Source organism: Streptosporangium sp. OZ121, assembly GCF_051918885.1.
Classification (GTDB): domain Bacteria; phylum Actinomycetota; class Actinomycetes; order Streptosporangiales; family Streptosporangiaceae; genus Streptosporangium.
The window spans coordinates 81,670-95,971 of the sequence record NZ_JBPXMC010000011.1; the positions used below are offsets into that span (position 1 = coordinate 81,670).

The 14,302-nt window shown below is 71.7% G+C and carries 7 protein-coding genes; 5 read left to right on the forward strand and 2 right to left on the reverse strand.

Annotated elements, in window-relative coordinates:
- Positions 1-985: 985 nt before the first annotated feature.
- Positions 986-1,615: a hemerythrin domain-containing protein gene (locus ACTOQ1_RS21010; protein WP_440069509.1), complete on the forward strand. Its 630-nt coding sequence runs from the start codon at positions 986-988 to the stop codon at positions 1,613-1,615.
- A 169-nt stretch (positions 1,616-1,784) separates the two neighbouring features.
- On the opposite strand, the gene ACTOQ1_RS21015 is transcribed toward ACTOQ1_RS21010, so the two are convergent.
- Positions 1,785-3,452, reverse strand: coding sequence for a pyruvate, phosphate dikinase (locus tag ACTOQ1_RS21015; protein ID WP_440069510.1), 1,668 nt, complete (start codon positions 3,450-3,452; stop codon positions 1,785-1,787).
- Positions 3,453-3,469: 17 nt separating this feature from the next.
- Here ACTOQ1_RS21015 and ACTOQ1_RS21020 point away from each other — a divergent pair, with 17 nt between their 5' ends.
- Entirely contained in the window at positions 3,470-4,096 is a 627-nt protein-coding gene (locus ACTOQ1_RS21020) for a transcriptional regulator (protein WP_440069512.1), read from the forward strand.
- Between the two features lie 220 nt (positions 4,097-4,316).
- Here ACTOQ1_RS21020 and ACTOQ1_RS21025 read toward each other — a convergent pair whose 3' ends face one another.
- Positions 4,317-7,631: a S8 family peptidase gene (locus ACTOQ1_RS21025; protein WP_440069514.1), complete on the reverse strand. Its 3,315-nt coding sequence runs from the start codon at positions 7,629-7,631 to the stop codon at positions 4,317-4,319.
- A 121-nt stretch (positions 7,632-7,752) separates the two neighbouring features.
- Here ACTOQ1_RS21025 and ACTOQ1_RS21030 point away from each other — a divergent pair, with 121 nt between their 5' ends.
- From ACTOQ1_RS21030 to ACTOQ1_RS21040, 3 genes are all read left to right on the forward strand, one after another.
- A complete protein-coding gene (locus ACTOQ1_RS21030) occupies positions 7,753-8,775 on the forward strand; it encodes a TrmB family transcriptional regulator (RefSeq protein ID WP_440069516.1) in 1,023 nt (340 codons plus the stop codon).
- Between the two features lie 381 nt (positions 8,776-9,156).
- Complete coding sequence (locus ACTOQ1_RS21035) at positions 9,157-12,090, forward strand: AfsR/SARP family transcriptional regulator (RefSeq protein ID WP_440069518.1); 2,934 nt, start codon at positions 9,157-9,159, stop codon at positions 12,088-12,090.
- Positions 12,091-13,032: 942 nt separating this feature from the next.
- Positions 13,033-14,286 carry a hypothetical protein gene (locus ACTOQ1_RS21040; RefSeq protein WP_440069520.1) on the forward strand — a complete coding sequence of 418 codons (1,254 nt, stop codon included), beginning with the start codon at positions 13,033-13,035 and terminating at the stop codon, positions 14,284-14,286.
- The last annotated feature ends 16 nt before the right edge of the window (positions 14,287-14,302 follow it).

Here is a 14,302-nt window from a genome sequence, read left to right on the forward strand (position 1 = left end):
GACGACGATGACGATGACGCAGTGATCGCCATCCCTGTCCCCATCCGCACACCTGCCAGGCCGGCCGGCACTCCCACTGGCACTCCCACTGGCACTCCCACCAGGTCCGACCCCGGGCCCCCGGGACCCGCAGGACCAGCGGGGCCCCCAGGACCGGCAGGACCGGCAGGACCGGCAGGACCGGCAGGACCGGCAGGACCGGTGGGACCAGCGGGGCCTCCAGGACCGGTGGGACCCGCAGGGCCGGCAGGACCGGCAGGACCCGCGGGAGCGGACGGACTGGCCGGACCCGCAGGACCAGCGGGACCAGCGGGACCCGCAGGACCGGCAGGACCCGCGGGAGCGGACGGACTGGCCGGACCCGCAGGACCGGCAGGACCGGCGGGACCAGCGGGACCAGCGGGACCGGAAGGACCGGCAGGCCCTCCGGGACCGGCGGTACTCGTGGAGTCGCCCCGTCCCACGGGGTGCGCGATGGCCAGTCCCCTGGTCGTTCTCCAATCCACGTGCGCGGTCGCTCCTGTCAGCCTTCCCGTCGTTCCCGTCAGCTTTCCCGGGCCTCTCTGCGTCCCCGCTCCTGTCAGCACCATCGGCGTTCTCCACACGTCGGGAAGCATCGGGTGCGTGTAGCTCGTGGTGAGGCGGCGCGCTTCCGTGACCCGCGCGGGACAGGACGCGAGCCGCTTCGACACGGGCACGACCTCACGGAATCCGTACGGCACCGGACCGCGTCGTCATCAAGCCCGATGACGACGCGGCCGTAGCCGACCGGCACGGCCACCGATGTGATCCATCCGGGATGGAAACCGAAGATCACGCGGTGGCCGTGCCGGCGCGCGTCCACGGCCCGGCAGCCGAGCGTCGCCCTTTCCAAGAGCACGGCAAGTCGGTTCCAAGGCTGTTCTCGCAGACTTGGTCCGCCGCCCTTGGCACAGGACGAAAGATGCTTGCGATGAATGCCACAGAACGCCCGTACACCCACGAAATGGTGGTAGTCCACCGCGTCTTCCGGCGAGAGTCCGGTTTGATGCCGAGATTCGTCCGGTCGGTGCCCGAAGGCGACACGGCTCGCGCGGCCGAGATCGCCGAGCACTACCTCGACTACGCCGAGGGGTTGCACCACCACCACAGCGCCGAGGACGAGCTGGTGTGGCCGCTGCTGCTGTCCCGGGTCCGTCTGGAGAGGGACATGGTGATACGGATGGAGGACCAGCACGACCGGATCACCGAGACCCTGACCCGGATCGCCGAGGTCCTGCCCGAGTGGCGGCGCACCGCCTCGAAGGGGGCCGGTGAGAAACTCGCGATCGCGATGGAGGAACACCGCGCCGCCCTGGTCGAGCATCTGAACGACGAGGAGCGGTACGTGCTGGCGCTCGTCGCCGAGCACATGTCGGTCGCGGAGTGGGAGGCCGTCGGCGCCCGCGCGGTGGAACAGATCCCCAAGAAGAAGCTGCTGCTCTCGATGGGCGCGATCCTGGAGGAGGCCACCGAGGAAGAGCGCGGGTTCTTCCTCGCCAAGTTGCCGGCCGTCGCCCGGCTGCTGTGGAGAACCGTCGGCCGTCGCCAGTACGCCAAGCAGGTGTCGCGTCTCCGAGGGCCGCTGGCGGCGTGAGCCCGGCCAGCGGGGGCCGCCCGATGAGCCCCCGGCCGGAGTCGAGGAACGCGCCTCACGCTGGAACCGGGTGCCCACCAGGGCCTCCGTCAGTCCCGGGCCGTTTCAGTCCCGGCTGGTTTCAGGCCCGGGTCGTTTCAGTCCCGGTTGGTTTCAGGCCCGGGTCGTTTCAGGTCGGCAGGGCAGCGCGGGCGGCCCTGAGGCGTTCCGCCTCGTCGCGGTCCGAGTCGTCGCCCGAGACCTCGTCGGCCCATGCGAGCAGGCGGTGCAGGTGGGAGTCGGTCATGGCCGTGACGACGCGGTGGCTGCCGACGAGGACCTCTCCGCCGGTCCCGTCGATGGTGATGAACGTGCCTTCCGGGACGGTGCGCCCCCGGGCTCGCACGCAGGCGGCGGCGACGTCGACCGTGAGGTCCGCGGCTCCCACGACGGCGGGCTTGCCCATCGCCCTCGCGACGACGGCGGCGTGGCTGGCCGGCCCGCCGCGGGCGGTGACGACCCCCACGGCGGCGGCCAGGCCGTGCATGTCGAGCGGGGAGGTGTGCGGGCGCACCAGGACGACCGGGCCGTCGGCGGCCATCCGCGCCGCCTTGTCGGCGGTGGTCACCACCCTGCCGACCGCGACCCCCGGGCAGGCGCCCAGCCCTCGGGTGAGGATGTCACTCGCGTCGGCCGCCTCGATCCGGGGCGTACGAGCGTGGCGAAGATGATGCGGAGAGATCCGGAGCAGCGCCTCGCGGCGGCTGATGACGCCCTCTTCGGCCAGCTCCACCGCGACGCGGACGGCGGCGCGTCCGACGAGGTTGCCGGGCCGCACCTGCAGGACCCACAGCTCACCCGCCTCGAAGGTGAACTCCAGGTAGCAGGTGTCGCGGTAGTGCTCCTCGATCCGGCTCATGGCTTCCAGGAGACCGGCCCACACCGCCGGTTCCCGTTCGGCCAGCTCGGACAGTGGCCGGGTCACCGACCTCCCGGAGACGACGTCCTCACCCTGGCGACCGAACAGGACCTCACCGAACGGAACGCTCTCGCCGGTGTTGGGGTCGCGGCTGAACGCGACACCGGTGCCACTGTGGTCGTCGCGGTTCCCGAACACCATGACCTGCACGACGACGGCCGTGCCGAGCTCGTGCGGGATGTCGTGCAGCTCGCGGTAGGTCTTGGCGCGCGGCGTGTCCCAGGACGAGAACACGGCCCTGACGGCCGGCTCCAGCTGCCTCGTCGCGTCGTCCGGCACCGGCCCGCCGGCTCGTTCGCGGATGAGGGCCTCGACTCCCCGGATCGCGTCGGCGAGGCGTGTCTCCTCGTTACCGGCCTCGTTACCGGCCTCGTTCCCCGCGCCGCGCTCGGCCGCCCCGCGCTCGGCCGCCCCGCGCGCGGCGGCTTCCAGGCTTTCCGGTTCCGTACCGAACACCGCCGAGGCGTAACCGGACAGGAAGCGCAGGCGTGAGTCGAGCGCGAACCGCGGATCACCGGTCTCGGCCGCCAGCCCCGCCGTGGCCTCGGCGGTGAGACCGAGGTTGAGGATCGTGTTCATCATGCCGGGCATCGACACGCTGCCGCCCGAGCGGACCGCCACCGCCAGTGGCCGGTCGGGCCCGCCGAGGCGCCGTCGCGTGGTGGCTTCGAGACCGGAGACGGCGGCCGCCAGTTCGGCGTCGAGTCCGCCGGGAAGCTCCCCGTCACGCAGGAAGGCGCGACACGCCGCGGTGCCGATGACGAACCCGGGGGGCACGGGCACGCCGAGACGTCGCAACACGACAAGGCCGTACCCCTTGCCGCCGAGGACGCTCGCTGTCTCCTCGACCTCGGCAGAAAGCGGGTGAATCCACACCATCGAGGTAGCATATCGACGTGTCGAACCCACCCCATGTGACCAGCGTCGACCTGCTGACGCTCCACGCGCTTCGCTGCATCGGGTTCGCCGGCCTCGCCCGCGTGGCACGGGCGACGGGGCTCCCCGAGCCCGACGTCGAATCCGAACTGATCGATCTCGCGGTGGCCGGCCTCGTCACGCATGCTTCGGGTGACTTCGGCGGGTGGGGGCTCACCGAGGCCGGTCTCGCCGCGGACGCCGAGCGGATCTCCGCCGAGCTGGACGCGGCGGGCACCCGGGCGACGGTGGCCAAGGCGTACGACGGCTTTCTCGTGCTCAACCCGGAGCTGCTCGATCTCTGCACGGCGTGGCAGATGCGATCCGTCGACGGTGTCGCGGTACCGAACGACCACACCGACCCCGCCTATGACTCACGGCTCCTGGAGCGGTTCGCGGACCTCGACCGGCGTGTCGACGGCGCCTGCGCGGACCTGTTCGCGGAGATGCTCCGGTTCCAGCGGTATCGGACCCGGCTCACCACCGCGCTCACGCGCGCCAGGTCCGGCGCGCTGGACTACGTGTCGGACGACCTCGAGTCCTATCACAGCGTGTGGTTCCAGCTTCACGAGGACCTGCTCGTCACCCTGGGCATCCCGCGGCACTGAACCGTCCCGGCCCGTCCAGAGGTCTCCTTCCCGGTCAGGTCCCGACGGCCCTGTTTCAGTACCGACGGTCCCGGCCAGGTCCCGGCACCGGTCTCCGGTCGGGTCCCGGCGGTCGTCCTCGAACCGTCCGACGGTGAGAACCCACCCTGTCCGACGGCGAGAACCCCGCCGCGTCCGGTTGGGCGCGGCGGGGTTCTCGGGGCTTACTCGATTCCGGGGCTTACTTGATCCCGTAGGCCCTGATGACGGTCTCGGCGAAGGCGTTGCCACCGGTGTCGGCGGCCTTGACGCGCAGCGAGGCGAACTTGCCGCGCGCGCCGGCCGGGTGCCAGGTCTCGGCGGCCCAGGTGCCCTTGCCGGTCGGATGCACCAGCGTGGGCCACCAGGTGCGGCCGTCGTCGTAGGAGATCTCCGCGGAGAGCGTGCTCACCTTCAGGTCGGGTGAACCCTCCTGGCGCTGGACCCGCAGCGGGATGCGCATGTGACCCGTACCGGCATAGTTTCGGTCGTCCAGCTCCGGGCTCATCCTGACGACCATCAGCGGCAGCACCTGCCGCCGGCCCGGCTCGGGGGTCTTGGACCTGAACCGCCACTCGGCACCGACCCGCGTGGAGAACTTGGTCATGACCGGATCGCGGTCGGCGGTCTTGGTGAGCCGGTACTCGCTCTCCTTCCCGTCGGCGGGCACCTCGATGTTGCCGGGCAGGTAGGTGTCGGTGAAGATCTCCTTGCCGTCGCGGTAGAGCTTGGCCTGCGGGGCGGTGTACTCGCCGTAGGAGTTGCGTTCGGGCACGCTGTCCTCGAACAGCCCGCCGGCGAACTGCAGCATGTTCTCCTCGCGCCAGGAGTAGTCACCGCCGGGCATGAGCCCGGCCGCGAAGACGCCGGCGTTCCAGCGGTCGGAGGTCTTCTGGCCGGCGCGGTAGACGGTGGTCTCACCGAAGAAGAACTGGTCGATGTTCTCCCAGACGTCCAGCGCCTTGTACTGGATGAAGGAGGGGTACCAGCCGGTGTCGCCGGGCGTGTAGTACTCGGTCCGCTGGAACGGGAGCGGGAAGTGGGACAGGCTGCCGTACGGCATCCAGGCCAGCTCCGTCCCGTACAGCACGGGCAGGGCGAAGTGCTCGCCGAACTTGGCGTCCTGCTGGGTGGCGTACGTGGAGGTGACCTTGGCGAGGTCGCGGCCGCGCGGGCGGTAGCCGGGGTCGGCGGGGATGCGCGGCTCGGCCTTCATCAGGTGGTAGAAGTAGGGGCTGTCGTTGTAGGTGCCGTCGCCCTTCGGCTTGGCCCACTGCGTCCAGCGGTAGTAGGCGAACTTCTTGCTCGCCGTGCGGGTCGTGGGGATGGCCTTGATGCCCTCGATCCGGTCCGCGCCCCACATGTCCGCCAGCTCGACGTCCACGCCCATCGGCTGGACGCCGTCGGCGAGCTGGAGCATGCCGAGCATGCCGATGGCCAGTCGCGCGGTCGGCTCCTCGGTGCGCACGTCCACCGGCTTGGCCTTGCGGGCGTCGGCGGTGACGGTGCGGTCGGCGTCGAGGGTGAACTCCGGCTCCGCGGACATCACCAGGGTGCCGTCGTGGTCGAGCATGAGGGAGACGATCGTGTAGCGGTGTCCCTTCAGCAGCCTGAGGTCCAGCGTGCCGCCGGAGATGTCGTAGTTGACCTGCTCCTTGGTGTCGAGGTCGATCACCCCGGCGAAGGCGTTCTGCACGGGCCGCCCGTCCGAGCCGGTGAAGGCCAGCTTGAGGCCGCGCTTCTCCGGCTCGACCCGCATGCCGATGCCGGTGCGCACGGAGACCTCGTCGCCGGTGGCGATGACCGTGCCGCTGTACATGCCGATCGCACCCGGCTCGGCGGTCACCTCGACCTGCGCGGTGCCGTGCGCGGGCACCTCCACCGTGGTGGCGCCGAGCTTGAACGGCGTCACCGTCTCACCGCGGCCGTCCTTGGCCTTCACGCTCAGGTCCAGTCGTACGGCGGCGTCGCCGTCGTTGCGGTAGGTGAGCGTGCTCTTCTTGGGCCCGGAGCTGGGCAGCTCGACCTCTCCCAGGCTCAGCGAGGCGGGCTCGGCCGTGACCCGCTGGTCGACGGCGCGGGCGACGTCCACGCGGCCGGAGCCCTGGACGTAGGCGCCGAGCTCCTCGCCGGGCGCGGTGGAGGCCATCAGCGCCGCCTTGATCTGGCCGGCCTTCCAGTCGGGGTGCAGTCCGGCGACGATCGCCGCCGCTCCCGCCACGTGCGGGGTGGCCATGGACGTGCCGCTCATCTCCGTGTGGAGGTCGTCCACCGGGAAGCCGCCCGAGGTGCCCGCGGCCCTGGCCGCGACGATGCCCACGCCGGGCGCGATCAGGTCGGGCTTGACCGCGGCGTCGCCGACGCGCGGGCCGGTGCTGCTGAACTGGGCGACCGTGTCGGCGTCACGGTAGGAGGCGCCGACCGACAGCGCGTGGTCGGCGCTGCTCGGCGAGCCGAGCGCCTGGGGGCCGTCGTTGCCCGACGCGATGACGAACAGCGTGCCGTACCGCTCCGACAGGGTGTTGACGGCCTGCTCCAGCGGGTCGACACCGGGGATGTCGGGGCCGCCGAGGCTGAGGTTGGCGATGCGGGCGCCGCTCTCCGCCGCCCAGGTCATGGCCTCGATGATGCCCGAGTCCGGGCAGTATCCACTCTGCTCGCAGACCTTGCCGATCAGCAGCTTCGCGCCGGGGGCGACGCCCTTGTGCTTGCCGCCGGAGGCGGCGCCGGATCCGGCGATCGTGGCGGCGACGTGGGTGCCGTGGCCGTTGAGGTCGCGGACGTCGGGCTCGGCGGTGAAGTTCTGCGTCTTGGTGACCAGGCCCCGCAGGTCGGGGTGATCGGGGTCGTAGCCGCTGTCGAGCACCGCGACGGTGACGTCCTTGCCGGTGTGGCCGGCCTCCCAGGCCTTGGGCGCGCCGATGTGCGGGACGCTGACGTCGAGGGACAGCTTGGCCTTGCCGTCCAGCCAGATCTTCTCGGGCGCGGACGCCGTTCTGGCCTGCCCGGACAGGGACTTCCAGAGCGTGCCGGCGGCGGCGCGGGGCTCGCTCCTGGCGATGCCGTTGATCGCGGGCAGCGGACGCCCGCCGGCGGCGCGCAGCGTGGCGGCGTCGGTCTGGCCGGAGTACGTCACGATCAGCGGGAGCGCCGGGCTGGCGGCGTCGTCGTAGCCGAGCTCGGCGAGCCGGGTGACGTTGAACAGCCGGGGGTCCAGCCTGCCTTCGGCCAGCAGGGGCATCGCGTCCACGGGGACGATGCTGAGCCCTTCCTTGGCCCGGCGGTGGACGAACTTGATCTTCTCCCTGCCGGGGCCCGGCTCGACGTCGAGCTGGGTCTGCTTGCCGGGGAGCACGCGGAGCGTGACCTTGTCCCCGGTGATGAGAGTGATCGTCTTGGGCGGTCCTGCCTTCGCGGCGGCCTGCCCGGCCTGGGGGGAGGCCGAGGTCTTGGGGGTGGGGGCGGGGGTGGGGGACGCCTGGACCGGCGTGGCGGCCGCCATCAGGGCCGTTACCACACTGCCGATAAGGACGGTTCTCTGAAGCACATCCCGATTTCTAACGGTATGCGAATTTTGGTGACAAGGTGGTTCATGTGGCCTATTGCGGCAACTGCCGAAAGTGGCCAAGCTCGTAGGCATGCTTGATGACGTTCCGGCACTGGCGGTCGTGGGGATCAGCGCGTTCGACGAGCGGATCTACCGTGAGGTGCTGGCCTGCCCCGGCATCACGGTGCAGGAGCTCGTCATGAGGAGCGGGGAGAGCTCGGGGCGCATCCAGACGTCGCTGACCAGGCTCCGCACCAAGGGCCTGGTCAGCCGCCTGTGGGGACGGTCGCCCCGCTGGACGGCGACGAACCCGGGAACCGCCATCCGCTCGCTGGTACGCGGCATGCAGAGCAACCTGGACCGGCTCACCGACACGGCCGACCAGCTGGAGGAGACCTTCCGCACCGTCGGCCAGGACCTGGAGGAGGGCGGCCAGTTCGAGGTCCTGGCGGGGCCCGAGGACCAGGCCAGGTCGTACGTCCGGCTGCAGCAGGAGGCCAAGGAGGAGGTGCTGACCTTCGACCGGCCCCCGTACGTGCTGGACTATCACAACCCGGTGCAGACCGGCCTGCTCCGCAAGGGCGTCCGCTACCGGACCATCTACGTGCCCGAGGCGTTCGACCACGCGGGGGCGCTCGACGAGGTGGGCAGCCTGGTCAAGGCGGGCGAGGAGGCACGGGTCCTGCCCGAGCTGCCGTTCAAGATGGCGATCGTCGACCGGTGGCAGGCGGTCGTGCCGCTGCACATGGACCTGCCGCTGACGCGCGGCGTGCTGATCAGGGGGACCACCATGGTGGTGGCCCTGGTCGAGCTGTTCGAACGCCTGTGGCAGGAGGCGCTTCCGATCTACCCGCAGCCCGCGCCCCGTGACGGCGCGCCGGAGCCGGCCGGCGAGCCCTGCCAGGACGAGGAGAAGGAGGGGGCGAAACTCGACGCGGAGGATCGCCGACTCCTGGCGCTGCTCTCGGCCGGGCTCAAGGACGACGCCATCGCCCGCCAGCTCGGCACCAGCCCGCGCAGCCTCCGCCGCCGCCTGCGCCACCTCCTGGACGAGCTGAACGCCGAGACCCGCTTCCAGGCGGGTGCCCAGGCCAGCCGTCGCGGCCTCGTGTGACCCCTGGAACGGAGGTTTGCGAGTCTCACGACTTCCCGGTTTCCCGACTTCCCGGTTTCCGGGTTCCCGGTTTCACGACTTCCGGGTTTCCGGGAGAGGGTCTTCGAATCGCGGAGGCCTCGAATCGCGGAGGCCTCGAATCGCGGGGGCCCGGAGGCCGGTCCGGCCGCCCGGCGCCCGTCCTTCGGGACCACCCGCCGGCCGTCCTGGTTTGGTCTACGCTTTGGCCCATGATCACCGCCTGAGTTTGGTCGCCGGCACAGCACTCGCCGATGGCGCGGTAGCCGTACCCGCGTGATCCCGGGCCGCCGACGCCGGGAGACGCCGTCGCGGCGGCCATCCGCGGCAGTGCCGTACGCGGCGCGCGGAAGGAACGTGATTGTGCATTTCAAGGTTCTGGGTCCGTTACATGTCCGGTCCGGCGACACCGCCCCGGCGCTGGGACCGCCCAAGCAACGACTCCTCCTCGCGGTGCTGCTCGGCCACCCGCACGGCTTCGTCTCCGTCGCCCACCTGGTCGACGCGCTGTGGGCCTCCGCGCCCCCGCCCTCCGCGGAGGCCAACATACGGCTCTACGCGCGTGGCCTGCGCCTGGTCCTGGGAACCGATCGGATCCTGCGCGAGGGCCGCGCCGGGTACCGGCTCGACGTCGACTGCGGCGAGGTCGACGCCTGCCGTTTCGTCGGGCTCGTCCATGACGGGCAGGCGGCCCTGGCGGCGGGCGACGCCGCCGGAGCCCGGCGGTCGCTCGGCGAGGCGCTGAAGCTGTGGCAGGGACCTCCGTTCTGTGACCTGCCCGCCGAGGCCGCCCTGCGCGAGGAGCGGTCCCGCCTGGAGGAATGGCGCATGGTGGCCCTCGAGCAACGGATAGAGGCGGACCTGCGCCTGGGGCAGGACGCCTCCCTGGTGGCCGAACTGACGGCGCTGGTGAACCGGAACGCCTTTCGCGAGCGGCTGTGGTCGCACCTGATGCTCGCGCTCTACCGGTCCGGCCGCCAGGCGGAGGCCCTGGAGACCTACCGGCGGGCACGCGGGATCCTCGCGGACGAGCTGGGACTGGAGCCCAGCCGGGAACTGCGCTCGATGGAGAGAGCCATCCTCACCGCCGACCCGCGGCTGTGGGACACGGCCGGGAACCGGCCGCTCCGGGTGGACGCCCGCGCCACTTCGGCGCGTCCTCCCGCACCCGGCCACCGGGCCGCGCCCGCCCAGCTACCGGCGAGGCCTCTCGGGTTCGTGGGGCGCGCCGGTGAGCTCGCGCGCCTGGACGAGATCGCGGCGGACACCGACGAGGAGGCCCGGGTCGTCGCCGTCGTGGGACCGCCGGGGGTGGGCAAGACGGCCCTGGTGGTCCGGTGGGCCCACCTCGCGCGCCACCTGTTCGGCGACGGGCAGTTGTTCGTGGACCTGAGCGGGTTCGGGATCGACGGGCCGCTGGACCCGGGCCTGGTGCTGGAGCGCTTCCTGCGTGCCCTGGACGTCCCGCCATGGCGGATCCCCGCCGACACCGAGGAGCGCGCCGCCGTGTTCCGGTCGCTGGTGGCCGACCGGCGGATGCTGATCGTGCTCGACAACGCCGCCTCGGCCGCGCAGGCGCGTGTGCTGCTCCCCGGAGCGGCGCCGAGCCTGACGCTGATCACCAGCAGGCTCCGCCTGGACGGGCTCGCCACCACGCACGGCGTCCCGCGGATCCCGCTCGGGCCGCTGCCGGTGGCCGACGCCGTCGCCCTGATCCGGGACCGGCTCGCCCAGACGGGCGGCGCCACGAACGGTGTCACGGGCGAGGTCGCAGGCAGCACCACAGGCGGCGTCACGGGCAGCGCCGCGAACGCCGTCCCGGACAATGCCCCAGGCGGTATCACAGGCGGGGTCGCAGGTGACATCACGGACGCGGAAGAGCTCGCCGAGCTGTGCGACCGGATCCCCCTCGCCCTCCGGATCGCGGCCTCCCGCCTGGAGATGTCGGCGTACGGTTCGGCCCTGCCCGCTCTGGTGGCGGAGATGACCGACGAGCGCGTGCGTCTGGACAGGCTCGCCGTCGACGGGAACGAGATATCGATCCGAGCGGTTCTGCGCGCCTCGCTCCGCCCGCTGAGCGAACCGGTCCGCGCCATGTTCCGGCTGCTCGGGCTGCATCCCGGCCCCGAACCGTCACTGGCCGTCGCCGCGGTCCTGTCGGGCATGGCGGCCGACGAGGCGCGAGAGCCGCTCGACCGGCTCGTGTCCGTCCACCTGCTCGCGCCCGTGTCCGGCGACCACTACGCGATGCACGACCTGGTGAGAATCTACGCCCGGGAGCGATGCCTGGCCGAGGAGAGCGCGGGCGAGCGCGAGCGGTGCGTGACCGCGCTGCTGACCTGGTACCGCGACGCCGCCAACGCGGCCGACCGGGTACTCCGGCCGAAGGAACGGCCCAACTTCGCCTCCCCGGCCCGGCCCGTGGAGTTCGCCGACGCGGCTTCCGCCCTGTCCTGGTTCGACGCGGAGGCCGCGAACCTCGACGCCGCGGTACGGCGAGCGGCGGAGTCGCATCCGGCGCTCGCCTGGCAGATCGCGGCGGCCATGTTCGGGTGGCTGAACCGGCGCCACCACACGAGGCAGTGGGCCGACCTCTACACCGTCGCGGCGGAGGCCGCCGCGACGGCCGGAGACCCCGCGGGCGAGGCCATGGTCACCGGCCGGCTCGCCATCGTTCACAGCCTGCTGGGCGACACGGAGCGCGCCGTCTCGGCGTGTCACCGCGCGCACCGGCTCCGCCTCCGGCTCGGAGACACCCTGGGAGCGGCCACGGCCCTGCTGAACCTCGCCGCCGTGTGCATCAACGCCCACCGCCCGGAAGAGGCGATCCGGTGGCTGGAGGAGGCCGGATCCCTGGGAGCGCGGCTGACGGACGCCCGCCACTTCACCGCCCTGCTGCACAGCAACCTGGGCGAGGCCCACCACCTCGCCGGACGCCTCCCCCAGGCCATGCGCCACTACCGGACCTCCCTGGAGATCAGCGAGACGAGCTGTGGCGATCGGGACATCGCCCAGATCCTGGTCAGCATGAGCACGCTCCATCACGACATGGGCGCGTACGAGGAGGCGATATCGTGCGGGGAGCGCGCCCTCTCGCTCGCCACCCGGACCGGTGACACCCTGCTGCGGGCGGAGGCGTACGAGGCACTCGGCCTCGCCCACGCCTCGCTGGAACGCGCCGCGGAGGCGGTGGCCCGCCTCGAGGCCGCCCTGGCGCTCTTCGAGGACCTCGGGCACCGCAAGGCCGGAGTGGTACGCGACCACCTCGACCGGCTCGGTGCCGCTCCGCCGGGTTGACCGTCCTCCCGGGGCGGGCACTCGACGTCGAGTGTGAACGCGACGATCCGATCTCGCGGCCGGCCGAATATACGTGGCGTATACGGCGCGTATCCGAGCCGATGGCACGATCTCGGTTAGCCGGTCTCCCCGACTCGGATCTCCGGGAGGAGCCATGATCATCATGTCGCCGCGGCGACCGGATGTTCAACCCTCTCCCGCCTGAGACCCCGACCACGGTGCCGTGACAAGGCGCGACCACCGGGGCGTCGCGCACCGTCGAGACGTACGGAACCGTGATGCCCAACCGGCGGTGACCTCCCCGCGGCGGTCGCCGCCGGCCCGGCCGTCGGGTGCGGACGGCGACCTCACCGCAGCGGTCGCCGTCCGCACGTGGCGGCCCGGCCGCCGTCTCGGGGCCGGAGAAACGAGATCCCTTTCTCGTGGGGCGGCCAGGGCCAGACCGCGGTCTCCGGTCCCGGCCGGCAGGGAGCGACCGGCCCGCGTGGACCTCAGGGTGAGCGCGGCCCGCCCGGCCCGCACGGCCCCGCCGGACCGAAGGGCGAAACCGGGACCCCGACGCGGACCAAGGCCCCGTAACCCGTACGCACGCCCGTAACCCGTACATCCGAGAGCACCCGTTCCCCTCGTGTGGGCTGGTGCTCTCTCGCGCGTCGGGACAGGAACGGCGGGGTAACAGCACGACCGGTACGCCGCCCGCAAGCGGTCGCCGCCGACCGGCAGGATGCCCGCGCGCACGGGTCCGCGCACCCAGATTCGGCCGGGCCGACCCGGTCGCCGGACGCCCTCCGAACAAGCAAGCGTGCGATTGGCGATCAGGGCGTACGCGATCTCTCAAGAAAACACGAGCCAGCCTCATAGAAATCTTGACGCCATTGGCGCAACATGTTGTGATCTAGGCAGTCGTTGTTCCATGGTCATTTAGTAGGAAATGGGGCAGTTGTGAGGGTTCTCCGGCGTGCGGCCGCGATGGTCGCGCTCCTGGTGGGCGCGGTCGGCGTCCAGGTCATCCAGGGCGGAGCGGCGCAGGCGGCCCTGCCCACCGCCGCCGTCGCTCTCGGCGACAGTTTCGTCAGCGGGGAGGGCGCGGGAGACTACCAACCCGTCGTCGACACCTCCGGAACGGCACAGGGCTTCCCCGGCTGGTCGGCGGCGAACAGCAACGCCTACTTCTGCCACCGGTCGGCGAACGCCTCGTTCTTCAAGGCGTCGTTCCCCGGCGTCCAGGACCGCTTCAACCTCGCGTGTTCCGGCGGCCGGCCCGCCGACATCGCGAACGCCTCCAGTGCCCGCCCCAACGGCCGCTCCGTCGCCTCGCAGCTCGACCAGCTGCGCGCCGTCGCCCAGACCCACGACATCGACGTCGTCCTCATCGGTCTCGGCTCCAACAACAGCCACTTCACCTTCGGCGACGTGGCCACGCTGTGCGCCAACCGCTTCATCGCCGACGCCTGGACGGGCTGGTGGGAGTTCTGGGCCTACCTGGGCGGCGACGTGCCGCAGGAGCCCTGCACCGTCTCGGACCTGGCCTCCGACGCCGAGGTGGCCGCCGCCACCACCGAGACCACCGCCGCCCTGCGCCAGATCCTCGACACCCTCGCCCAGGTCGACGCCGACGGCGTCCACCAGGTGGTCCTGCAGAACTACACCAACCCGCTGCCGCTCGACGTCGCCCCGCAGTACCGGGACGAGGACAACCGCACCGACACCCGCGACAAGTTCCGCGACCTCGGCGCCGAGCGGTACGCCGCCGGCTGCCCGATCCACCGCGCGAGCCTCGCCCCCGGGCACGTGTTCTCCCAGAACCTCGGCAACCTCGTCAGGAACGCCTACAACACGCTGGCGGCCGAGCGTCCGGCGGCCAACCTGCGCGTCCTGGACGTCCAGAAGGCCTTCGACGGGGCCCGGCTCTGCGAGAACCCCGGCAGCCCGGAGAACGCGCTCGCCACACCGGTCCGGATACAGGAGTCGCCGAACGGCAACTTCGTCACCAGCCTGTCCGGCTGGGACAAGATCCGTGTCCAGAAGGCGGCGAACACCTGTGGCACCTACTTCCAGACCTGCCAGGAGGCGTGGCACCCCAACGCCGCGGGCCACGTCGTCCTCGGCCAGTGCCTGACCGGCGCCCTCACCGCCGCACCCCGCACGGTCGTCACGTGCGCCCGCAACTCGAACGGCTCGCTGACCATCTCCTGACGTCTCCTCTCGGCAC

What these genes read in the sequence shown, in the direction of transcription:
- ACTOQ1_RS21010 (WP_440069509.1), top strand. Translation starts at nt 986, where the DNA reads ATGGTGGTAGTCCACCGCGTCTTCCGGCGAGAGTCCGGTTTGATGCCG.
- ACTOQ1_RS21015 (WP_440069510.1), bottom strand. Translation starts at nt 3,452, where the DNA reads ATGGTGTGGATTCACCCGCTTTCTGCCGAGGTCGAGGAGACAGCGAGC.
- ACTOQ1_RS21030 (WP_440069516.1), top strand. Translation starts at nt 7,753, where the DNA reads ATGCTTGATGACGTTCCGGCACTGGCGGTCGTGGGGATCAGCGCGTTC.